This window comes from Pseudomonas urethralis, assembly GCF_021602465.1.
GTDB classification, from domain to species: Bacteria; Pseudomonadota; Gammaproteobacteria; order Pseudomonadales; family Pseudomonadaceae; genus Aquipseudomonas; species Aquipseudomonas vlassakiae.
In genome coordinates this window covers 43057-63989 of record NZ_BQIJ01000015.1, presented here as the reverse complement: position 1 = coordinate 63989, position 20933 = coordinate 43057, and the positions used below count along the sequence as shown (strand labels likewise).

Genomic DNA, 20933 nt, shown 5'->3' with positions numbered 1-20933 from the left:
CAGGCAGTGACAGAAGTTCCCGAGGATACCGGACTGTTGCACATCGATGGAACGATTCTCACACGCAGCCTTCAAATACTGGCTAAATGCCCTGCCGAGGCGGCCCAAGCGGGTTAGACTCGCTTGTTGACCGGTGAGCGCAGCGGCAGACAACTACAGGCTTGAGCCGCCACACTTTTCCAATGGACTTTTTTCGCGCGGGCGTTTTCAGATGATTCAAGCAGCCTCGATGGACCAGCAGAGCTTCCGCAAGCTGTTGAGCCGCAATATCGGCTTACCCCTGGGGGTGGGTCTGCTCGGCGCCGTGGCCTTTGTCGCGGTGATCAACTACCTGCTTTCGGCCATGCAGTGGGTCGAGCACACCGATCGGGTGATTGGCAATGCCAACGAGACGGTCAAGCTGTCGATCGACATGGAAACCGGCATGCGCGGTTTCCTGATCACCGGTGACGAACGCTTCCTCGACCCCTACGAGGTGGCCAAGCCACGTATCCTGGGCAGCCTGCAGAGCCTGCGCGGCATGGTCGAGGACAACCCGCAGCAGGTCGACCGCATCGACCGGTTGATCGCGTTGCAGAGCGCCTGGAACGATTTCGGCAGCGAGATGATCAATCAGCGCCGCAGTGGTGGGGATTACCGTGAGTCGGTGGCCAATGGCCGCGGCAAGCGCATCACCGACGAAATACGCAATCAGTTCGAGAGCCTGATCAACACCGAGCAGCAGTTGCGAATGGCCCGCAACGAGAAGGTCAGCGCGGTCACTGTCACGGCGATTTCCGTCTTCGTGCTGCTCATCGTCGGCCTTAGCGCCTTGCTCGCCTACTTCGGCCGTCGCGATCTGATGGCACTGTCGGATAGCTACAGCGACAACCTGCAGGCCCAGCAGCGCTTCGCCGAGCGCCTGGAGCACCAGGCCTGGCTGCGCAATGGCCAGACACAGCTGTCTGAACAGGTGTTGGGCCAGCTGACCTTGCCGATGCTGGGCGAAAACATCCTGCGTTTCTTCGCCAGCTACCTGGGCAGTGTGGTTGGTGCGCTTTATGTGCGTGACGAGCACGGTCGCCTGGTGCGCGTGGCCAGCTATGGCCTGGGGGCCGAGGAACAGGCCCGCCAGCAGGTGCTGGGTGACCACGACGGCCTGCTGGCCCGTGCTGTGCGCGAAGGGCGCCTGTTGCGCCTGGACAACTTGCCGGACGATTACTACCGCTTCAGCTCCGGCCTTGGCAGCGGTCTGCCGCGCAGCGCGCTGTTGATGCCGGCCATTGACGACGGCCAAATCAATGGCGTGATCGAACTCGGCTTCCTGCGCCCCTTGCAGGAGCGTGACGACGAACTGATGGAGCGCGTGGCTGGCAACCTTGGTATCTCCATCGAAAGCGCTCGCTACCGCCAGCGTCTGCAGGAAGTGCTGGCTGAAACCCAGCAGCTCAACGAGGAACTGCAAGTCCAGCAAGAAGAGCTCAAGACCGCCAACGAAGAGCTCGAAGAGCAATCGCGCGTGCTCAAGGAGTCGCAGGCCCATCTGGAAACCCAGCAGGCCGAACTTGAACAGACCAATGAGCAGTTGTCCGACCGCACCCACGCGCTGGACCGCAAGAACGAGGAACTCAGCCAGGCCCAGGAAGAGCTGAAGGCCCGTGCCGAAGACTTGCAGCGGTCGAGCAAGTACAAGTCCGAATTCCTCGCCAACATGTCCCATGAACTGCGCACGCCGCTGAACAGCTCGCTGATCCTGGCCAAGCTGCTGGCCGAGAACGGCGAGGGCAACCTCAGCGCCGAGCAGGTCAAGTTCGCCGAATCCATCTATTCGGCAGGCAACGACCTGTTGAACCTGATCAACGACATCCTCGACATCGCCAAGGTCGAGGCCGGCAAGCTCGAAGTGCGCCCGGAAAACACTCAGCTCGAACGCCTGGTCGAAGGCCTGCGCGGGATGTTCCTGCCGCTGGCCGAGCACAAGGGCCTGGGCTTCGAGGTGACGGTCGAAGCGCAGGTGCCGGCCACCTTGTTCACCGACCGCCAGCGCCTGGAGCAGATCCTCAAGAACCTGTTGTCCAACGCCATCAAGTTCACCGAGCGTGGCCAGGTCAGCCTGAACATCGGCTACCAGGCTGGCAGCGGCATCATCTTCTCGGTTCGCGACAGCGGCATCGGCATCGCCGCCGACCAGCAACAAGCGATCTTCGGCGCCTTCCATCAGGTCGACGGCACCAGCAACCGCCGTTATGGCGGCACCGGCCTGGGCCTGTCGATCTCCCGTGACCTGGCGCATCTGCTGGGCGGGCAGATCAGCGTCGACAGCAGCCTCGGCCACGGCAGTGTGTTCAGCCTGATCATGCCGGAACGCTACGAGTCGCAGAGCGAGGAGGTCGAACCCTTGAGCTTGCGCCCGGCCGTCGACAGCCTGCCGCCGGCGCCGCCGGTTGCCGCTCCGGCTCTGGCCAAGCGCCCGGCGCCGGCCTTCAGCGATGACCGCGAACGCGCACCGTTCGACAACCGCTGCATCCTGGTGGTCGAGGACGAGCCGAACTTCGCCCGCATTCTCTTCGACCTTGCCCACGAGCTGGGTTACAGCTGCCTGGTCGCGCAGTGCGCCGATGAAGGCTTCGAGCTGGCCGAACAGTACATCCCCGACGCGATCCTGCTGGACATGCGCCTGCCTGACCATTCCGGGCTGACAGTGTTGCAGCGCCTCAAGGAACAGGCCGCCACGCGGCATATCCCGGTGCACATCATTTCGGTCGAAGACCGGGTCGAGGCGGCCATGCACATGGGCGCGGTGGGCTATGCGGTCAAGCCGACCAGCCGCGAAGAGCTCAAGGAAGTGTTCGCCCGCCTGGAAGCCAAGTTGACCCAGAAGCTCAAGCATATCCTGCTGGTGGAGGACGACGACCTGCAGCGCGAGAGCATTGCCCGCCTGATCGGCGACGAGGATGTCGAGATCACCGCCGTGGCCATGGCCCAGGATGCCCTGGCGCTGTTGCGCGAGAACATCTACGACTGCATGATCATCGACCTCAAGCTGCCCGACATGCTAGGCAACGAGCTGCTCAAGCGCATGACTGCCGAGGACATCCGTTCGTTCCCGCCCGTGATCGTCTACACCGGGCGCAACCTCACCCGCGAAGAAGAAGCTGACCTGCTCAAGTATTCGCGCTCGATCATCATCAAGGGCGCGCGCTCGCCGGAGCGCTTGCTCGATGAAGTGACGCTGTTCCTGCACAAAGTCGAATCGCAGCTGTCCCATGAGCGCCAGCGCATGCTCAAGACCGCGCGCAGCCGCGACAAGGTCTTCGAGGGGCGCAAGGTGTTGCTGGTTGACGACGATGTACGCAACATCTTCGCCCTCACCAGCGCCCTGGAGCACAAGGGCGCCATCGTCGAGATCGGCCGCAACGGGCGTGAAGCGATCGAACGCCTGGAACAGAACGATGACATCGACCTGGTGCTGATGGACGTGATGATGCCGGAGATGGACGGTTTCGAGGCCACTCGCCTGATCCGTCAGCAGCCGCGCTGGCGCAAGCTGCCGATCATCGCCGTCACCGCCAAGGCGATGAAGGATGACCAGCAGCGTTGCCTGCAGGCTGGCGCCAATGATTACCTGGCCAAACCGATCGACCTGGACCGCCTGTTCTCGTTGATCCGTGTGTGGCTGCCGCAACTGGAGCGAATTTGACTAGCGAACGCAACACCGACATCGAGATCCGGCTGCTGATCGAGGCGATCTACCTCAAGTACAGCTACGATTTCCGCAACTACTCCGGCGCTTCGATCAAGCGCCGGATCCTCCATGCGCTGCGCCAGTTCGACTGCCTCACGGTGTCGGCGTTGCAGGAACGGGTACTGCACGACCCGGGCATGTTCATGCAGTTGCTGCAGTACCTGACGATCCCGGTCAGCGAGATGTTTCGCGACCCTGGCCACTTCCTGGCCCTGCGCCAGGAGGTGGTGCCGCTGCTGCGCACCTGGCCGTCGATCAAGGTGTGGATCGCAGGCTGCAGCACCGGTGAGGAGGTGTACTCGATGGCCATCCTGCTGCGTGAAGAGGGCCTGCTCGAACGCACCATCATTTACGCCACCGACATCAACCCGCATTCGCTGGACCGCGCCAAGCAAGGCATCTACTCGATGCAGAGCATGCGCGAGTATGAAGAAAACTACCGCCTGGCCGGGGGCCGCCGGGACTTTGCCGAGTACTACACCGCGGCCTACGGCAACGCCATCATGGACAGCAGCCTGCGTGACAACGTGACCTTCGCCGACCACAGCCTGGCCACCGACAGCGTGTTTTCCGAGACCCAGCTGGTGTCGTGCCGCAACGTGCTGATCTACTTCAACAAGGAACTGCAGGACCGCGCCCTCGGGTTGTTCCACGAGTCCTTGTGCCACCGTGGCTTCCTGGTGCTCGGCAGCAAGGAGTCGGTGGATTTTTCGGCCTACAGCGAGCGCTTCGAGCCACTGGTCAAGCCCGAACGGATCTACCGTAAATCATGAACGGCGTGCGCGCGGTGGTCATAGGCGCCTCGGCGGGCGGCGTCACGGCACTGTTCACGGTGCTCGGTGCGTTGCCGGCCGGTTTTGCCATTCCGGTGCTGTGCGTGCTGCACCTGCCAGACGACCGGCACAGCCAGTTGGCCGAGGTGTTGCAGCGGCGCTTGCAGCGGCCGGTGCGCCAGGCTTGCGACAAGGAAGTCATTGCCCCGGGGCAGATCTACGTGGCCGGGCCGAGTTATCACCTGTCGGTGGAAGCTGACTTGAGCCTGTCGCTGAGCCAGGAAGACCCGGTGCATTTTTCGCGCCCGGCCATCGACTTCCTGTTCACCTCGGCGGCCGATGCCTACGGCCCTGGATTACTCGGCGTGCTGCTGACCGGGGCCAACGAAGATGGTGCCGAAGGGCTTGCCTACATCAAGAACAGCGGCGGCCGGACCGTGGTCCAGGATCCCCGCGATGCACAGGTGGCGCTGATGCCGGAGGCCGCACTGGCCCGGCATACGCCCGACCTTATCCTTTCTCTGAGCGGTATCGGGCACTTGCTCGCTACCCTGGAACCCAGCGCATGCTAAGCCACACCACTGCCAAACTGCTGATCGTCGATGACCTGCCGGAAAACCTGCTGGCGCTCGCCGCCCTGATTCAGGGCGAAGACCGCGAGGTCTACCAGGCACAGTCGGCGGAAGCGGCCTTGTCGCTGATGCTCGAACACGAGTTCGCCCTGGCCATTCTCGACGTGCAGATGCCCGGCATGAATGGCTTCGAACTGGCCGAGCTGATGCGCGGCACGGAAAAGACCCGCAACATCCCGATCGTCTTCGTCTCGGCTGCCGCGCGTGAAATGAACTATGCCTTCAAAGGCTACGAGAGCGGTGCAGTGGATTTCCTGCACAAGCCACTCGACACCCTGGCGGTGAAGAGCAAGGTGTCGGTGTTCGTCGACCTGTACCGCCAGCGCAAGGTGCTCGACCGGCAGCTGCAGGCGCTCGAGCGCAGCCGCCAGGAGCAGGAACTGCTGCTGGGCCAGTTGCAGGTAGCACGAGGTGAGCTGGAGCATGCGGTGCGTATGCGCGACGACTTCATGTCGATCGTTGCCCACGAGGTGCGCACGCCGCTCAACGGCCTGATCCTGGAAACCCAGCTGCGCAGGATGCACCTGGCCCGTGGCAATCTCGAGGCATTCAGCGCCGACAAACTGCAGGCCATGGTCGAGCGCGACGAGCGCCAGATCAACAGCCTGATCCGCCTGATCGAGGACATGCTCGACGTGTCGCGCATTCGCACCGGCAAGCTGTCGCTGCGGCCCAGGGTGTTCGACCTGAGCCAGTTGGTACGCGGCCTGGTAGAAAACTTCTCGGCCCAGGCCACGGCACTGGAGACCACCATCGAGCTACTGCGGTGTGAACCGTTGACGGGGGAGTGGGACGAATTCCGGATTGAGCAAGTCCTGGCCAACCTGTTGTCGAATGCGTTGCGTTACGGCGAGCGACGGCCGGTCCACGTGCAGGTGTTCGAGTGCGATGGCATGGCAGCGGTGCAGGTTCGCGATCACGGCATCGGCATCAGCGCCAGCAACCAGCAACGGATCTTTCAGCAGTTCGAGCGTGTGGCCACCCAGCAAGCCAGCAATGGATTGGGGCTGGGCCTGTATATCTCGGAGCAGATCGTCCAGGCCCATGGCGGGCAGATTCAGGTACAAAGCGATGTCGGCAAAGGCTCCACGTTCACCTTGCTGTTGCCGCTGGCAGGGGTGAACGAACAAAACGACCAGGTGCGGGCAACCTCCGCGTAAGCCTGAGGTCACATTGGCCAACGGCAAGTATTCAAGGCGTTGACATGAGTGAAGATGCACAAGATGTAGTGTTGGTGGTCGAGGATGAACCGGCAATCCGGATGATCCTGCGCGACTACCTGGCGGGTGAGGGCTACCACGTGCTGGTGGCCGAGGACGGTGAACAGGCGTTCGCCATTCTGGCGAGCAAGCCGCACCTGGACCTGATGGTGACCGACTTCCGCTTGCCGGGTGGCATTTCCGGGGTGGACATTGCCGAACCTGCGGTGAAGCTGCGGCCAGACCTGAAGGTGATCTTCATCAGTGGCTACCCGGCCGAGATTCTCGAATCCGGCAGCCCGATCGCGCGCAAGGCGCCGATCCTGGCCAAGCCATTCGACCTCGATACCCTGCACGAGCAGATCCAGGCCCTGTTGCGTTGACCCGTGCCGGCCTTTTCGCGGGTAAACCCGCGAAGAGGCCGGCACAGGTTAACCCAAGGTCCGCTCGATCCCGCCCACCAGCAGGCTCTCCATCAGCCCCAGCCCCTGTTCCTCGGGCAAGCCCTTGAGCATCCCCGGCAACTGGTTCAGCAGCGTCGCCACGACATGCGCCGTCGCCACCAACGCCTCGCCCTGCAACGTCGCCCGCGGTGCGATCAGGCGCAGCAACCCCGCCTCATAGCGCTTGCGCAGCAACCCCAGGCGCGCCTGCTGGGCTTCGCTCAGGCAGCACAGGTCCCGCTCCGCCAGGCGAAACTGCATCGGCCGTTCGGCGTGCAGCTGCCAGTGCGCGGCAATCAGGCAGGCCATTGCCGAGCCGCCTCGGGCCATGGCCCGGCGCCCCTGTTCCAGGGTCGCCTGCAGCTCCTCGTACAGCTCCTCGATCAGGTCGAACAGCAGGTCCTGCTTGCTGGGAAAATGGTGATACAGCGAGCCGGCCGTCAGGCCGACATGGGCCGCCAGTTCGCGCATGCTGACCTGGCCAAAGCCCTTTTCGGCGAACAGCGCCATGGCCCGGTCGCGTCGCTCTTCGAAGTTGGCACAGCGCATGGCGGCATTGACCGGGGGCATGGCGGGCGTTCCTCAGTAGGTAAAGAAGCCGCGGCCGCTCTTGCGCCCCAGCCAGCCGGCCGCGACCATTTCCTTGAGCAGCGGGGCAGGGCGGTATTTGCTGTCGTTGAAGCCTTCATGGAAGGCCTCCATGATCGCCAGCAGGGTATCCAGGCCGATCAGGTCGGCCAAGGCCAGCGGGCCGATCGGCTGGTTGCAGCCCAGACGCATGCCGGTGTCGATGTCCGCGGCACTGGCCAGGCCTTCCTGGCGCACGAAGATCGCTTCGTTGATCATCGGTACCAGGATGCGGTTGACCACGAAGCCCGGGCGATTGCCGGCGGTGATCGGTGTCTTGCCGAGCTTCTCGGTGACCACCAGCGCCTGGGCGTAGGTGTTGTCGCTGGTCTGCAGGCCGCGGATGATCTCGACCAGGGCCATCATCGGCACCGGGTTGAAGAAGTGCACGCCGATGAAGCGCTCAGGGTGGTCGATGCTGGCCGCCAGTTGGGTCACCGACAGCGACGAGGTGTTGGTGGCGATCAGGCAGTCGGCGGCCACGTTGGCCGCTACCTGCTGCAGGATGCGCTGCTTGAGCTGCAGGTTCTCGGTGGCCGCCTCGATCACCAGCTGCGCTCGGCTCAGCTGGGCGTAGTCGGTGCTGGTGCGGATACGGGTTTTCGCAGCCTCGGCGCGCTCGGCGTCAAGCGTGCCCTTGCTGACCTGGCGCTCCAGGTTCTTGCTCAGGGTGGCCACGCCACGTTCCAGCGCGGCGTCGGAGACGTCCACCAGCAGGACCTGGTAGCCGGCCACCGCGCACACCTGGGCAATACCATTGCCCATGGTGCCGGCGCCGATTACGGCAATCTGTTCAATCGTCATGGTTCAGCCTCTCAGACGCGCTCGAAGACCACGGCGATGCCCTGGCCGCCGCCGATGCACATGGTGGCCAGGGCGTAGCGGCCCTGGATGCGCTGCAGTTCATGGATGGCCTTGGTGGCGATGATCGCCCCGGTGGCACCGACCGGGTGGCCGAGCGAGATGCCCGAGCCGTTCGGGTTGACCTTCTCCGGGTCGAAGCCGAGCTCGCGGGCCACGGCGCAGGCCTGGGCAGCGAAGGCTTCGTTGGACTCGATCACATCCAGGTCGGCAACGTTCAGGCCGGCCTTTTCCAGCACCTTGCGGGTCGCCGGGATCGGGCCAAGGCCCATCAGCTCCGGCTCGACGCCGGCGTGGGCATAGGCCACCAGGCGCGCCAGGGGCTTCAGGCCCAGGCGGCGCACAGCGTCACCGGTGGCCAGCACCAGGCCGGCGGCGCCATCGTTGATGCCGCTGGCGTTGCCGGCGGTGACGGTACCGTCCTTCTTGAACACGGTTTTCATACCGGCCAGTTGTTCGGCGGTGACATCGGCGCGGACATGCTCGTCGACGGCGAACTGCACGGTGCCTTTACGGGTGTTCAGCTCCAGCGGCACGATCTGGCTGTCGAAGCGGCCTTCGGCCTGGGCGCGGGCGGCGCGGCGCTGGCTGGTCAGGGCCAGTTCGTCCTGCATTTCGCGGCTGATGCCCTGCCGGGCGGCGACGTTTTCCGCAGTGATGCCCATGTGGAAGTGTTCGAACGGGTCCTGCAGCACGCCGACGGTGTAGTCGATGCCTTGCAGGTCACCCATGCGGGCGCCCCAGCGCGCCTGGGGCAGCAGGTACGGGCCGCGGCTCATGGACTCGGCGCCGGCGGCCAGGGCCACGTCGGCATCACCGAGCAGCAGGCACTGGGCGGCCGAGACAATGGCCTGCAGGCCCGAACCGCACAGGCGATTGACGTTGAAGGCCGGGGTTTCCTTGGGGATGCCAGCGTTCATCGCTGCGACCCGCGACAGGTAGGCATCGCGTGGTTCGGTGGGGATGACGTTGGCCATCACCACGTGGCCGATCTGGTCGGCGGCCACCCCGGCACGCTCGATGGCGGCGCGGGTCACGGCGGTGGCCAGGTCGGCCAGTGGCAGGTCCTTGAGGGAACCACCGAAACCACCAATGGCGGTACGGACGGCACTGACGACGTAGATTTCTGCGCTGCTCATAGAGGCTCCGATTGCGAAGGCATGGCGGGAGCGGGCCAGGCTCTGCGAGAATGGCCGGCGATCCCGAGGTGGGTTCGAGTCTAGGCAAAGGCTCTGTCGCAGCCTATGCCGGATCTGTTCAGTCAACCTGGCATTTTTTGCCACTCAGCATAGACAGCGAATTCCGCCATGCGCGATAGCGATTCGGTCGCGGTGTACTTTCTCAATGCCATGTTGCACACCCTGCGCGACCAGCCCGACGTGCTGGAGGCGCGGTTGCGCGGCGTGGGCATCGACCCGGCCGTACTCAGCCAGCCCCAGGCGCGGGTGCCGGCCAAGGCCTTCGCCGGTTTGTGGCTGGAATTGATCGAGCTGCTGGACGACGAGTTCTTCCGCCTCGACAGCCACGGCATGCCGTTGGGCAGTTTTGCCCTGATCTGCCGTGGCTTGATTCAGGAACCCAACCTGGAGAAAGCCCTGCGCCAGTGCATGAGCAGTTTCGCCCTGTTCCTGCGCGACCTGCGCGGCAACCTCACGCTGCGCGGTGGGCGTGCGGTCATCAGCGTGCAGTCGACGATTGCCGACCCGCTGACCCAGGTGTATGCCGAGGAAACTTACCTGGTGCTGGTGATCGGCCTGCTGTGCTGGCTGGCCGGGCGGCGCATCGCCATCGACCGCACGGAGCTGGCGGTGGCGCGCCCGGCCCAGGACGATGACGCGCTGCTGTGGGGGCCGGACTTGCGCCTGGGCAGCGGGCGTACCGAAGTCGAGTTCGACAGCGCCTGGTTGCGCTTGCCGGTGGTGCAGGACCTGGCAGGGCTGAAGACTTTCCTGCGTAGCGCCCCGCAGGGCCTGGTGATCCGCTTTCGCAATCAGAATGGCCTGGTGGCCGATGTCTACCGCCATTTGCGTGGACGCCGTTATGGGCAATGGCCGACCCTGGCGGCGATGGCCGAACAGCAAGGGGTCAGCGCCAGCACCTTCCGTCGCCAGCTGGATCGCGAGGGCCGGTCCTACCAGCAGATCAAGGATGAAGTGCGCCGGGCGATGGCCTTCGAGCGGTTGCGCGAAGGCACGCTGAGCATCGCCGAGGTCGCCGAGCAGGCCGGCTTCCAGGAGCCCAGTGCGTTTCACCGGGCGTTCAAGAAATGGACGGGGCAGAGCCCGGGCAGCTATCGGGCCAGGCTGGCCGGGCGGTAGTCTTCTCCTGATCAGTGGATGGCCACGGGGTTGATGTTGACCTGGGTCGAGCCCTTGTACAGCGGCTGCCCCAGCACGAACAGGAACTCGAATGCTCTATCCTTGACCAGCGCACGGGTGTCGATCAGCTCCAGGTTGTAGATCCCGCGTTTGGCCAGCATGAACTGATTGACCGGGAACTCTTCACCGGTCGGGTTCGGGTACACCTCCGAGGCCCAGGTGTCCCCGCCGAAGGCGACGATGCCCTGGTCCGCCAGCCACTCGGCGGCCGCCAGGTCGATGCCTGGCTCGGTGGCGAGGAACTGCTGGTTGTCCTTGCCGATCAGTTCGAGCCAGCCTGTGTTGAACAGCACAACATCGCCCTTGCGCAGCGCGATGCCTTCGTGTTTGAGCACTGCCTTGATGTCGTCGACGCTGAACGCAGTACCGCCGGGGACGATGGCCTTGCCGTAGTGGGCGGTCATGTCCAGCACCACGCCGCGGGTGACCATCGGTGGCACCTTTTCCACGCCCAGCTTGGTCACGCCTTCAACGGTGACGAAGTCCGCAGCCTTGTTGCCGTTGTAGTAGACGTTGTCGATGCCGATATGGCCGATGCCGTTGAGTTGGGTGCCGACGCCGGTCCAGCCGTTGACCAGCTCGTCGTTGAAGCTGAATTTGTTGCGGCCCAGGGTCTGGCCGGCCTGCTCACCGGGTTGGATGTTGTACAGGTGGAAGCTGCGGTGGCGGAAGGCCGGCAGGTCTTTGCTCACCGGTACGGCCAGCGGGTAGGTCTTGCCAGTCTTGACCAGGCCGACCGCCTGTTTCACCACGTCCGGGGTAAGCAGGTTGGCCGCGCCGATCTCGTCGTTGTGGCCGTAAGGGGAGGTTTGCCAGTCGGCGGCCAGGGTGGCCTGGGCAGTGCTCGCCAGGGTGACGGCGAGCAGCAGGGGCTTGAAGCGTGTCATTGCATTCTCCTGAAGATGAAGCGTTGTCAGGAGCGAATTCTGGGCAGGGTCGCCGCAGGGAAAAAGCGGCCCGGGGGACAATGACTTTTGCCTGTCGGTCAATAGCCGTCGTCGTTCAGTGCCAAGCTTTGGCGCAGCTGTTCGACCATCGACACGCGCAGTGTTTCTGGCGCCTTGACGCGAATCGAGCCGGCCTGGGACAGCAGCCAGCCCATCAGCGCGCGGCTATCTTCGACCGTGGCCGCGAGCATTGCGCCGCCGTTGTCGTGGGGGGCCAGACGCATGTCCTCGGACAGCGGCTGATGTTCCAGGCGACGGGCCAGGCCATCGTCGACCCAGGCCTGCAGTTCGATCTGTTGCGAGGGGGTGAGCACATCGGGTTGCAACTGCTGGGCCGCATCCAGGCTCAGACCTGGCTGCCAGTACCAGCCGTAGGGCATGCCTTTGCTGTTGCAGTGCAATGGGAACAGTGTTGCCAGCTCATTGAGGTCACGCTCGACCGTACGCTTGCTGGTCTTGTGGCCGGCCCTGGCCAGTGCGGCCTGCAATTGCGTGGAGCTCATCCCGGGATGACGGTCGGGCAACAGCTTCAGCAACTGCCATTGTCGGGCGATGGTGTGGCGGGTCGGGTGGCTGGGCACGGGAGCTTCATCCTTGAAGGCCAGATACGGGGCGTACCTGGATGATGGCATATAGCTATTGCGAGAGCATACTCCATCGGGGGATGGGATCCAAGTTTGGTGGGATCGAAGGTTGTCGGTGGGCGGGATGGGGGGACTGGAGAGGACCGTATCAAGGCTGGCAAGTGCCTGCCGCTAGACCTTCAGCGCTCGATTCAACAGGCGCCAGAGCGCTCAAGGCAGGCACTTCCCAGAACCGCTCAATCCAGGCGAGTAACCCATTTACCGCCGAGGCTGCCATCTTTCAAGGCCCCCAGAGCCTCGGGCAATGCCTCGAAGGCAAACTCGCGGCGCTGCGGTGCAACCAGGCGACCATCGGCGACGGCTTGCAGCAGTTGCTCACCCGCCGCGCGCAGCACTTGGCGATCCTGCAGGTGGCCATGGGCATGGATGCTGTTGAGCGCCACTTCATGCAGCGAGATCGCTGTGCTGAAGGCGGCCAGCGGCGCGGCTTCCTGGCGGTCCTGGATGCACACCAGGTGGCCATTGTAGCCGAGCAGGTGGGCCAGGCTGCCCGCGTGGGCACCGCTGACCGTGTCGAACAGGGCATGCAACGGGCGCTCACCGAGGGCGGCGTGCAATTGCGCCTGCCAGTCGCTGTGGTGGTAGTCGAACACGCCGGCCACGCCGAGCGCCTTGAGCACTGCATGGTGACGTTGACCCGCAGTAACCCAGACGCGCAGGCCGCGTTGTGCTGCCAGCTGCGCCAGATAGAAGCCCACGGCGCCGCCAGCTCCAATCACCAGCACATCGCGGCTGGCACCGTCGGGCACCTTGGCCAGCGCCTGCCAGGCCGTTAGGGCGGGGCAGGGCACCGCTGCGGCGGCACTGTCGTCCAGTTGGGCAGGAATGTGCATGACCAGGCTGGCGTCGAGCAGGCAGTGTTCGGCGAAGCTGCCGTCACGGGCCAGGGACTGATGATAGGCGACGCGGGTGCCCAGCGGCAGATCCACGCCGATGCCGGCGGCGATTACCACACCGGCGCCATCGACGCCGGGGACGGTGCCTTGCTGCCAGGCCGGGTGGCCCCATTCGCAGATCTTCCAGTCCACCGGGTTGAGGGCGATGGCGCGGTTGGCCACCAGCACTTCGCCGGGGCCGGGTTCAGGAAGGGGTTTCTGGATGAGTTGCAGGCCGTCGAGCCCGGCATTCGGGGTCCAGGCCCAGGCTTGATGATAGGTTGGCATGCTGCGGGTCCTTGTGAGACGAATGTGGGCGGGAGGCTAGCGGGTATCGGCAGGGGGAAACAGGCGGGGATAAGACAAGGTGTCTTGACTGGGAGGCAAAGAAAGGGGGCGCGTTGCGGCCCCCGATCAGTCAACCCAAGGTTTTCGCCAAGGCTTCCAGGCCACCTTCATAGATGCCCTTGAACAGAGCCTGCGCTTCGGCATCGCTGACCCCGACCGGGGTGAACTCGCCGAACCATTCGATCAGGCTGCCTTGGCCATCGGCCTTGACCCGCAGGGTCGACAGGTAGCCCGCCACCGGGAACGGGCTGGTGAGAATTGCGTAGCTGTAGCTGCGCTGCTGCTCATCGAAGGCCATCAGACGCTCGACGATGCTGTTGCCGTCCGGGTCTTTCAGCGAGCGCACGCGGCCGCCTTCGCTGGACAGGCTTTCAGGAATGAACGGCAGCCAGTCGGGCAGGCTGTCGAAGCCGCCGATCAGGGCCCAGACGTGGTCAGGGCTGTGTAGGGTTTGCAGGGAAGCGTAGGCAGTTGCCATGGTGTAGATCTCCAGTTGAATTCAGATCGCGAGGCTGTCGACCACACCGCCGTCGACCCGCAGGGCCGCGCCGGTGGTGGCGGAGGAGTAAGGGGAGGCCAGGTACACCGCCAGGTGGGCGACTTCGTCGACTTCGGCGGCGCGTTGGATGATCGAGCTCGGCCGCGCGGTGCGCACGAAATGGTCGGCTTCTTCACGAATGCTGCGGCCGGAGGCCTGGGCGGCATCGGCCACCAGTGCGGCGACACCGTCGGTCAGGGTCGGGCCGGGCAGCACGGCATTGACTGTCACCCCGGTGCCGGCGAGGCGTTTGGCCAGCCCATGGGACACGGCCAGGTTGGCGGCCTTGGTGACGCCGTAGTTGATCATGTCGGCGGGGATGGCGATGCCCGATTCGGAGGAAATGAACAGGATCCGCCCCCAGCCTTTGCTCACCATGCCTGGGGCATAGTGGCGGGCCAGGCGCACGCCGGAGAGCACGTTGATGTCGTAGAAGCGCTGCCACTCGCTGTCAGGCACGTCGAAGAAGTCAACGTCGTCGTAAATACCCAGGTTATTGACCAGGATGTCGGCCTGCGGGTGGGCGGCGAACAGGGTTTCTGCACCTTCGGCGGTGCCCAGGTCGGCGACCACGCCGTGCACCTGGCCACGGCCACCTTGGGCGCGCAATTCAGCCAGGGCGGCATCGAGCGACTGCTGGCTGCGGCCGGCGATGACCACGTCGGCATGGGCGCGGGCCAGGCCGCGGGCGATGGCCAGACCAATACCGCCGGTCGAGCCGCTGATGATGGCGGTACGTCCGCCGAGGTCGATGTTCATGGAATGGCTCCTGTGGATGAGTTGCATCGATGGAAGCCATCCTAGTGATGCGCTGTAAGACTGTAAAAGACGTAATTCGACTGAGTTCAGACCTGTTTCGACTGGTCAGGTTCTTTATCAGCTAGAGCCAGCACCCGCTCGCGGAAGATCCCAACGATCGGCCGCAGGTCCACCTGATGCCAGGCCGCCCACAACTGTACGCAGGGCTGGAACCATTCCAGCTGACGCAGCACCACGCTGGGCCCGACGCTGGCCGACAGGCTGCTCTGCACCATGGCCAGGCCAAGGCCGGCGGACACCAGGCCGAGCACACTGAGCGGGTCGGTGGCCTCCAGCGACAGGCGCGGGGTGAACCCGGCATCGCCGCAGCGGGCGATGAAATCGTCGCGCTTGTTGACCTGGTCGGGTTGGCCGCCGGTGATGATCCATTCCTGTTCATGCAGGTCGGCCGGTGTCAGTCCGGCTTTGCTGGCCAATGGGTGCATGGCCGGGATGGCCAGCAGCATCGGGTCGTCCAGCACCGGCTGGGCACGCAGGTCGGGGTCGTTCTTCGGTGGCGGCTCGCAAACCAGGGCAATGTCCAGGCTGCGTTGGCGCAAGCCTTCGAACTGTTCGCTCGGGGTCATGTTGTACAGCGCAATGTGAATGTTCGGGCGCTCGCCACGGATCACCCGCACTGCACCCGGCAGCACGCCGGCATGGATGGCGTGGTTGACGTAGCCGATGCACAGGCCGCCTTCCTCGCCACGGCCCAGGCGCTTGCCCAGCGACTCCAGGCGCTCGGCATGCTTGAGCAGGCCGCGCGCTTCGGCCAGGAAGGTGCGCCCGTCGTTGGTCAGGTACAGGCGCTGGTTGCGCCGTTCGAACAGCGCCAGGCCCAGGTTGTCCTCAAGCTGGGCGATCTGCCGGCTCAAGGGGGATTGAGAGATATGCAGCTGCTCGGCGGCCCGGCCGACGTTCTCGCATTCGGCGACGGCCACGAAGTAGCGCAACTGACGTAGATCCTGCATGAGACCTCCAAGGACTTAACTCTGTCGAATTATGACTTGGACGGTCTTGTATTGGGAAGCCTAGGATGCGCTCACGTCGTCGGCTGACGACCTTTCACACCTTACTGGAGAAGATTCCATGAACCTCAAAGACCTGATCGCCAACCCACTGGGCTTCGGCACCGCGCCACTGGGCAACATGTTCCGCAACGTGCCGCAAGCCGAAGTGCAAGCCTCGGTGGACGCTGCCTGGAACAATGGCGTGCGCTATTTCGACACCGCGCCGTTCTACGGTGCCGGCCTGTCGGAAATCCGCCTGGGCAAGGCCCTGGCCCAGCGCCCACGCAATGAATACGTACTGAGCAGCAAGGTCGGCCGCGTCATCCTCGATGAACTGGAAGACCCCGCTACCCGTGAACTGGGCGAGAAGAGCGGCCTGTTCGAGCATGGCAATCGTAACCGCATCGTCAACGACTACAGCGCCGATGCCACCCTGCGTTCGATCGAAGACACGCTCAAGCGCATGGGCACCGATTACCTGGACATCGTCTGGATTCACGACATCGCCCAGGACTTCTACGGTGACGAATGGCTGAGCCAGTTCGAAATCGCCCGCACCGGTGCCTTCCGGGTACTGAGCCGCTTGCGTGAAGAAGGCGTGATCAAGGCCTGGGGCCTGGGCGTCAACCGCGTCGAGCCGATCGAACTGACCCTGGACCTTGAACAGGCCCGCCCGGACGGTTTCCTGCTGGCCGGTCGTTACAGCCTGCTCGACCACGAGCGTGCCTTGCAGCGCGTGATGCCGGGTGCACTGGCCCAGGGCCTCGGCATTGTCGTCGGCGGCCCGTACAACTCGGGTGTGATTGCCGGTGGCGACCACTACGAGTACCAGCAGGCCAGCCCGCAAATCCGTGCCCGGGTGCAGCGCGTGAACGAAGTGGCGGCGCGCCACGGTGTGGATATCAAGGCCGCAGCGCTCCAGTTCTCGCTGGCGCACCCGGCGGTGGCTGCGGTGATTCCTGGGGCGACCCGGCCGGAGCATGCCGACCAGGACCTGGCGGCGTTCAAGGCAGTGATCCCGGCTGCCTTCTGGACCGAGCTGCGTGAGCTGGGGCTGATTACCCAGCATGCGCCAGTGCCAAAGGCCTAATCGCGCAAGAGGAGGGCTTTGCCCTCCATTCGCGGGTAAACCCGCGAATGCGTCTAACCAGGCGCCACAAAAGATTGATCCTTTCGCAACAGCGCGGCTATAACCTTTGCTTCAGAAGCAAAACTCATTGTCCCGCCGCTACCTTTTTCCAACCTCCGTCCGCCCCGAGAATTCACCCATCCCAACCTTCCACAGGTGATTCTCAAATGCCTCTCGCCTTGTTAGCCCTGACCCTGGCGGCCTTCGCCATCGGCACCACGGAGTTCGTGATCGTCGGCCTGATCCCGACCATCGCCAACGACCTGGCGGTCACCCTCCCTTCCGCTGGCCTGCTGGTCAGCCTCTACGCACTCAGCGTCGCCATCGGTGCGCCGCTGCTCACCGCCATGACCGGCCGGGTACCGCGCAAGCTGTTACTGGTCGGCCTGATGGCCCTGTTCACCGCCGGCAACTTGGTGGCCTGGCAGGCGCCCAGCTACGAATCGCTGATTATGGCGCGCATCCTCACCGGCCTGGCCCACGGCGTGTTCTTCTCGGTCGGCTCGATCATCGCTACCAGCCTGGTGCCGAAGGATAAAGCTGCCAGCGCCATCGCCACCATGTTCAGCGGCATGACCGTGGCCTTCGTCACCGGCATTCCCCTGGGCACCTTCATCGGCCAGCACTTCGGCTGGCGCATGACCTTCCTGGTGGTGGCCGCCTTCGGCCTGGTGGCGTTGCTCGGCGCACTGCTGTTCGTGCCCAAGGGCATCCAGCACAGCCAGCCGGCACCGCTGCTGCGCCAGCTGCGGGTGATGCTGCAACCGCGCCTGCTGCTGGTGTACGCCATGACCGCGGTCGGTTACGGCGGTTCGCTGATTGCCTTCACCTTCCTCGCACCCATCCTGCAGGACATCGCCGGCTTCGGTGCCAACAGCGTCGCCCTGGTGCTGCTCGCATACGGCGTGTCGGTAGCTTTGGGCAACATCTGGGGCGGCCGCCTGGCCGACCGCAAAGGCCCGGTCAAGGCGCTGTCGATCATCTTCCTGTTGCTGGCCGTGGTGCTGCTGGCATTGACCTTTACCGCGCCGCACCCGGTGCTGGTGGTGGTGACGGTATTGGCCTGGGGCGCGGTGGCCTTCGGCAACGTGCCTGGCCTGCAGGTGTATGTGGTGCAGCAGGCGGAAAAGGTCGCCCCGGATGCGGTCGACGTAGCCGCCGGTTTCAACATCGCCGCCTTCAACCTGGGTGTGGCCGGCGGTTCCTGGGGCGGTGCCCAGGTGGTACAGCAGCTGGGCCTGGGCCACACGCCTTGGATCGCGGCGCTGGTCACCCTGGGTGCCCTGGCCCTGACTCTGTACAGCGGCCGCCTCGACCGCCGTGTTCCTGCTCAGCCACAACCTGTCGTCAGCCGCGCCTGACCCTTGATCCGCTAACGGAAATTGCTTGCCATGACTCACGATCCGCTGTTCCAACCTCTGCAACTGGGCGCCCTGAACCTGCCCAACCGCGTGCTGATGCCGCCAATGACCCGCTCGCGCGCCGCCCAACCCGGCGACGTACCCACCGCGCTGATGGCCGAGTACTACGCCCAGCGTGCCAGCGCCGGGCTGATCGTCAGCGAAGGCACCTGGATCGCGCCGCTGGGCAAGGGCTATGCCCGCACCCCGGGCATCCACACCCAGGCGCAAATCGACGGCTGGCGCTTGGTGACCGAGGCGGTACAGGCCGAAGGGGTCAACGTGTTCATCGACAACGCCGACGGCACGCCGGGCTTTGTCCAGGCATCGCAGCCACGTGCGCTCGATGAGGCGGAAATCGCCGGGATCGTCGATCAGTACCGCCAGGCTGCGCGCAATGCCATGGCGACCGGCTTCGACGGTGTCGAACTGCGCGCCGCTAATGGGTATCTGTTTAACCAGTTCCTGGACTCCGGCGCCAACGATCGCACTGACCGCTACGGCGGCTCGCTGGAAAATCGCCTGCGCTTCCTCGATGAGGTGACTCGCGCACTGGTCGATGGCACCGGCGACGCTCAGCGCGTCGGCGTGCGCCTGGCGCCGCTGACCACGCTCAATGGCTGTGTCGACGACGACCCGGTCACCACCTACACCGCAGCCGCCAAGCGCCTGGGTGAGATCGGCATCGGCTACCTGCACATCGCCGAAGCTGACTGGGACGATGCGCCGGACATGCCGCTGGACTTCAAGCAACAGCTGCGGGCGGTGTTCCCTGGGGTGATGGTGTATGCCGGCAAGTACACCGGCGAGCGTGCGCGCCGGGCGCTGGAGGAGGGCTGGGCAGACTTGATCGGCTTTGGCCGGCCGTTCGTGGCCAACCCGGACCTGCCGGCACGGCTGCGTCTCGATGCTCCACTGGCCGAACATGAACGGGCCACGCTGTTTGGGGGTGTTGCCCGAGGGTTGACCGATTACCCGGCATTGGCGACCGCTTGATGAGGTAGCTTTGCGGCGCATTGCCGGCTTGCTGGCGATGCGATTGAGCAGTCACGGGTTGTTTATATCCTATATATGGACCAAAATATGGCCCTCGATAGAGGGTGAAAAACATGCAAAACATCTTCGCAAACGTGACCGTAAGCGTGTCGGAGCTGAAAAAGAACCCATCGGCCGTGATGACCGGCGCAGCGGGCATGCCCGTCGCTGTGCTCAATCACAACCGAGTGATGGGGTACATGGTGCCGGCCGAACTGTACGAGGCCATGATGGAGCGCCTGGAAGATCTTGAACTGAGCGAGCTGGCCAAGTCGAGGTTGGGCGAAAAGGGCGTATCGGTATCTCTGGATGACCTATAAGCTCGAATTCCTGCCATCCGCGCTGAAAGAGTGGGGCAAGATTGGCCACACCATGCGCGAGCAGATCAAGAAGAAGCTTGCTGAACGCCTGCAGTCACCCAAGGTCCAGGCCGATGCACTGCGCGACATGCCGAACCACTACAAGATCAAACTCAAGGCTTCAGGGTATCGGCTGGTCTATCGAGTCGAGGATGAGCGGATCGTCGTGGTGGTTGTTTCGGTTGGCAAGCGTGAGCGTGGCGAGGTCTATCGCTCGGCTCAAAAGCGTTAGGCCAGGCTCTGCTGCAACGCCTCGATAAACACCTCTTCCGCGCGACTCAACCGCTGTTCCCTGTTCCACAGCAGGTGAATATCCACATCGGCAATCCCTTCCTCCGGCGGCAGCTTCCACAGCAACCCCGCCGCCACATCCGGCGCCACCACATGCTCGGGCAGGCAGCCGATGCCGAACCCGGCGATCACCAGCCGGCGTACCTCTTCCAGGCTCGGCGATGACGCCACGATCCGCCCGGAAAAGCCCTGCTGGTCGCGGAAGATGGTCAGTGGCGACAGCATGCCGCCAATCTGGTCGCTGGTGAAGCTGACGAAGTTCTCCCGCTGCAGATCGCCTTCGGCCAAGCCGAACAGGGCATGGTGCTTGCCGCAGAAAAACGCATAGCGCTGGCGCAGGAACAGCCGTTGCTCCAGGCGTGGCTGCGGCCGGCGATTGAGGCTCAGGCCCGCCGTGGCGGTCTTTTCCTGCAAGGCGGCGACGATGTCCGAGCTGCGCATCACGTCGATTTCCAGGTCCACCCGCGGGTGCTGGCGGTGGAAGTCCGCGAGGAACTCATCGAAGCGTTCGCTGACGATGCGGCTGATCATCAGCAAGCGCACCTTGCCCACCAGTTCATCGGCCGGCTGCTCCAGCAGGCCGCTGATCTGCGACATTTGCCCATACACCTCACCGGCCAGCTGGAACAGCTGCTCGCCCATGTCGGTGAGCACGAAACGCGGCCCGCGGCGAGCGATCAGTTGGCGGCCGAGCTGTTCCTCCAGGCGTTTGAGCGCCTGGCTCACGGCCGGTTGGGTCAGGTGCAGGCGCGCGGCAGCGCGGCTGATGGATAATTCCTGGCCGATCACCCGGAAGGTGCGCAGCAGGTTCCAGTCGAGGCGGTCGTTGAGCAGGCGGTCGGACATGGCAGGCTCGATGATAAGCAAGGCTAATAGTTCGAATAATAAATAGAAAATTGACTAATCATAGCCCCGGGACGAT

Annotated in this window: 21 protein-coding genes; 11 read left to right on the top strand and 10 right to left on the bottom strand. The window is 64.3% G+C overall.

Annotated elements, in window-relative coordinates; translation table 11 throughout:
• Positions 1-211 precede the first annotated feature (211 nt).
• Genes L6D64_RS21340 through L6D64_RS21320 form a run of 5 tightly spaced genes read left to right on the top strand, consistent with a single transcriptional unit; the run spans position 212 to position 6711 of the window.
• Complete coding sequence (locus tag L6D64_RS21340; RefSeq protein WP_176508060.1) at positions 212-3679, top strand: response regulator; 3468 nt, start codon at positions 212-214, stop codon at positions 3677-3679.
• On the top strand, positions 3676-4497 hold the full coding sequence (locus L6D64_RS21335) for a CheR family methyltransferase (RefSeq protein WP_176508061.1): 822 nt from the start codon (positions 3676-3678) through the stop codon (positions 4495-4497). The genes L6D64_RS21340 and L6D64_RS21335 overlap by 4 nt, the downstream gene beginning before the upstream one ends.
• The gene (locus tag L6D64_RS21330) at positions 4494-5069 is read left to right on the top strand and encodes a chemotaxis protein CheB (protein ID WP_176508062.1); all 576 of its coding nucleotides are present in this window, start codon (positions 4494-4496) and stop codon (positions 5067-5069) included. The genes L6D64_RS21335 and L6D64_RS21330 overlap by 4 nt, the downstream gene beginning before the upstream one ends.
• The gene (locus tag L6D64_RS21325; RefSeq protein WP_176508063.1) at positions 5063-6289 is read left to right on the top strand and encodes a hybrid sensor histidine kinase/response regulator; all 1227 of its coding nucleotides are present in this window, start codon (positions 5063-5065) and stop codon (positions 6287-6289) included. The genes L6D64_RS21330 and L6D64_RS21325 overlap by 7 nt, the downstream gene beginning before the upstream one ends.
• Before the next feature lie 44 nt (positions 6290-6333).
• Positions 6334-6711: a response regulator gene (locus L6D64_RS21320; RefSeq protein ID WP_099814559.1), complete on the top strand. Its 378-nt coding sequence runs from the start codon at positions 6334-6336 to the stop codon at positions 6709-6711.
• 48 nt (positions 6712-6759) lie between these two features.
• Here L6D64_RS21320 and L6D64_RS21315 read toward each other — a convergent pair whose 3' ends face one another.
• Genes L6D64_RS21315 through L6D64_RS21305 form a run of 3 tightly spaced genes read right to left on the bottom strand, consistent with a single transcriptional unit; the run spans position 6760 to position 9398 of the window.
• The gene (locus L6D64_RS21315; protein ID WP_176508064.1) at positions 6760-7341 is read right to left on the bottom strand and encodes a TetR/AcrR family transcriptional regulator; all 582 of its coding nucleotides are present in this window, start codon (positions 7339-7341) and stop codon (positions 6760-6762) included.
• Positions 7342-7353: 12 nt separating this feature from the next.
• Complete coding sequence (locus tag L6D64_RS21310) at positions 7354-8202, bottom strand: 3-hydroxybutyryl-CoA dehydrogenase (RefSeq protein WP_176508065.1); 849 nt, start codon at positions 8200-8202, stop codon at positions 7354-7356.
• Positions 8203-8213: 11 nt separating this feature from the next.
• Positions 8214-9398: an acetyl-CoA C-acyltransferase family protein gene (locus tag L6D64_RS21305; RefSeq protein ID WP_176508066.1), complete on the bottom strand. Its 1185-nt coding sequence runs from the start codon at positions 9396-9398 to the stop codon at positions 8214-8216.
• A 168-nt stretch (positions 9399-9566) separates the two neighbouring features.
• On the opposite strand from L6D64_RS21305, the gene L6D64_RS21300 reads away from it, so the two are divergent.
• On the top strand, positions 9567-10577 hold the full coding sequence (locus L6D64_RS21300; protein WP_176508067.1) for an AraC family transcriptional regulator: 1011 nt from the start codon (positions 9567-9569) through the stop codon (positions 10575-10577).
• An 11-nt stretch (positions 10578-10588) separates the two neighbouring features.
• Here L6D64_RS21300 and L6D64_RS21295 read toward each other — a convergent pair whose 3' ends face one another.
• The 6 genes from L6D64_RS21295 to L6D64_RS21270 form a co-directional block, all read right to left on the bottom strand.
• Positions 10589-11524 (bottom strand): cyclase family protein, encoded by a 936-nt coding sequence (locus L6D64_RS21295; RefSeq protein WP_176508068.1) that lies wholly within the window; start codon positions 11522-11524, stop codon positions 10589-10591.
• Between the two features lie 98 nt (positions 11525-11622).
• A complete protein-coding gene (locus L6D64_RS21290) occupies positions 11623-12165 on the bottom strand; it encodes a WYL domain-containing transcriptional regulator (protein WP_176508069.1) in 543 nt (180 codons plus the stop codon).
• A gap of 239 nt (positions 12166-12404) precedes the next feature.
• On the bottom strand, positions 12405-13391 hold the full coding sequence (locus L6D64_RS21285; RefSeq protein ID WP_176508070.1) for a zinc-binding dehydrogenase: 987 nt from the start codon (positions 13389-13391) through the stop codon (positions 12405-12407).
• A 130-nt stretch (positions 13392-13521) separates the two neighbouring features.
• Positions 13522-13929: an SRPBCC family protein gene (locus tag L6D64_RS21280; protein WP_176508071.1), complete on the bottom strand. Its 408-nt coding sequence runs from the start codon at positions 13927-13929 to the stop codon at positions 13522-13524.
• Positions 13930-13950: 21 nt separating this feature from the next.
• Complete coding sequence (locus L6D64_RS21275) at positions 13951-14748, bottom strand: SDR family NAD(P)-dependent oxidoreductase (protein WP_176508072.1); 798 nt, start codon at positions 14746-14748, stop codon at positions 13951-13953.
• An 86-nt stretch (positions 14749-14834) separates the two neighbouring features.
• Positions 14835-15758, bottom strand: a complete 924-nt coding sequence (locus L6D64_RS21270; protein WP_176508073.1) for a LysR substrate-binding domain-containing protein — start codon at positions 15756-15758, stop codon at positions 14835-14837.
• Between the two features lie 118 nt (positions 15759-15876).
• On the opposite strand from L6D64_RS21270, the gene L6D64_RS21265 reads away from it, so the two are divergent.
• The 5 genes from L6D64_RS21265 to L6D64_RS21245 all read left to right on the top strand — a co-directional run bounded on the left by L6D64_RS21265 (position 15877) and on the right by L6D64_RS21245 (position 19952).
• A complete protein-coding gene (locus L6D64_RS21265; protein WP_176508074.1) occupies positions 15877-16887 on the top strand; it encodes an aldo/keto reductase in 1011 nt (336 codons plus the stop codon).
• A gap of 206 nt (positions 16888-17093) precedes the next feature.
• Positions 17094-18287, top strand: a complete 1194-nt coding sequence (locus L6D64_RS21260; protein WP_176508075.1) for an MFS transporter — start codon at positions 17094-17096, stop codon at positions 18285-18287.
• A 30-nt stretch (positions 18288-18317) separates the two neighbouring features.
• On the top strand, positions 18318-19322 hold the full coding sequence (locus tag L6D64_RS21255; protein ID WP_176508076.1) for an alkene reductase: 1005 nt from the start codon (positions 18318-18320) through the stop codon (positions 19320-19322).
• A gap of 113 nt (positions 19323-19435) precedes the next feature.
• Complete coding sequence (locus tag L6D64_RS21250) at positions 19436-19681, top strand: type II toxin-antitoxin system Phd/YefM family antitoxin (RefSeq protein WP_176508077.1); 246 nt, start codon at positions 19436-19438, stop codon at positions 19679-19681.
• The gene (locus tag L6D64_RS21245; protein WP_176508078.1) at positions 19671-19952 is read left to right on the top strand and encodes a type II toxin-antitoxin system RelE family toxin; all 282 of its coding nucleotides are present in this window, start codon (positions 19671-19673) and stop codon (positions 19950-19952) included. Before L6D64_RS21250 ends, L6D64_RS21245 begins: the two co-directional genes overlap by 11 nt.
• Here L6D64_RS21245 and L6D64_RS21240 read toward each other — a convergent pair.
• On the bottom strand, positions 19949-20857 hold the full coding sequence (locus L6D64_RS21240) for a LysR family transcriptional regulator (protein ID WP_176508079.1): 909 nt from the start codon (positions 20855-20857) through the stop codon (positions 19949-19951). The two genes, L6D64_RS21245 and L6D64_RS21240, sit on opposite strands and share 4 nt — an antisense overlap.
• Positions 20858-20933 lie beyond the last annotated feature (76 nt).

Excerpts from the sequence above, each read along its gene's own strand:
- L6D64_RS21340 (WP_176508060.1), top strand. The coding sequence starts at position 212 with ATGATTCAAGCAGCCTCGATGGACCAGCAGAGCTTCCGCAAGCTGTTG.
- L6D64_RS21330 (WP_176508062.1), top strand. The coding sequence starts at position 4,494 with ATGAACGGCGTGCGCGCGGTGGTCATAGGCGCCTCGGCGGGCGGCGTC.
- L6D64_RS21325 (WP_176508063.1), top strand. The coding sequence starts at position 5,063 with ATGCTAAGCCACACCACTGCCAAACTGCTGATCGTCGATGACCTGCCG.
- L6D64_RS21320 (WP_099814559.1), top strand. The coding sequence starts at position 6,334 with ATGAGTGAAGATGCACAAGATGTAGTGTTGGTGGTCGAGGATGAACCG.
- L6D64_RS21315 (WP_176508064.1), bottom strand. The coding sequence starts at position 7,341 with ATGCCCCCGGTCAATGCCGCCATGCGCTGTGCCAACTTCGAAGAGCGA.
- L6D64_RS21310 (WP_176508065.1), bottom strand. The coding sequence starts at position 8,202 with ATGACGATTGAACAGATTGCCGTAATCGGCGCCGGCACCATGGGCAAT.
- L6D64_RS21305 (WP_176508066.1), bottom strand. The coding sequence starts at position 9,398 with ATGAGCAGCGCAGAAATCTACGTCGTCAGTGCCGTCCGTACCGCCATT.
- L6D64_RS21300 (WP_176508067.1), top strand. The coding sequence starts at position 9,567 with ATGCGCGATAGCGATTCGGTCGCGGTGTACTTTCTCAATGCCATGTTG.
- L6D64_RS21295 (WP_176508068.1), bottom strand. The coding sequence starts at position 11,524 with ATGACACGCTTCAAGCCCCTGCTGCTCGCCGTCACCCTGGCGAGCACT.
- L6D64_RS21285 (WP_176508070.1), bottom strand. The coding sequence starts at position 13,391 with ATGCCAACCTATCATCAAGCCTGGGCCTGGACCCCGAATGCCGGGCTC.
- L6D64_RS21280 (WP_176508071.1), bottom strand. The coding sequence starts at position 13,929 with ATGGCAACTGCCTACGCTTCCCTGCAAACCCTACACAGCCCTGACCAC.
- L6D64_RS21275 (WP_176508072.1), bottom strand. The coding sequence starts at position 14,748 with ATGAACATCGACCTCGGCGGACGTACCGCCATCATCAGCGGCTCGACC.
- L6D64_RS21270 (WP_176508073.1), bottom strand. The coding sequence starts at position 15,758 with ATGCAGGATCTACGTCAGTTGCGCTACTTCGTGGCCGTCGCCGAATGC.
- L6D64_RS21265 (WP_176508074.1), top strand. The coding sequence starts at position 15,877 with ATGAACCTCAAAGACCTGATCGCCAACCCACTGGGCTTCGGCACCGCG.
- L6D64_RS21260 (WP_176508075.1), top strand. The coding sequence starts at position 17,094 with ATGCCTCTCGCCTTGTTAGCCCTGACCCTGGCGGCCTTCGCCATCGGC.
- L6D64_RS21255 (WP_176508076.1), top strand. The coding sequence starts at position 18,318 with ATGACTCACGATCCGCTGTTCCAACCTCTGCAACTGGGCGCCCTGAAC.
- L6D64_RS21250 (WP_176508077.1), top strand. The coding sequence starts at position 19,436 with ATGCAAAACATCTTCGCAAACGTGACCGTAAGCGTGTCGGAGCTGAAA.
- L6D64_RS21245 (WP_176508078.1), top strand. The coding sequence starts at position 19,671 with ATGACCTATAAGCTCGAATTCCTGCCATCCGCGCTGAAAGAGTGGGGC.
- L6D64_RS21240 (WP_176508079.1), bottom strand. The coding sequence starts at position 20,857 with ATGTCCGACCGCCTGCTCAACGACCGCCTCGACTGGAACCTGCTGCGC.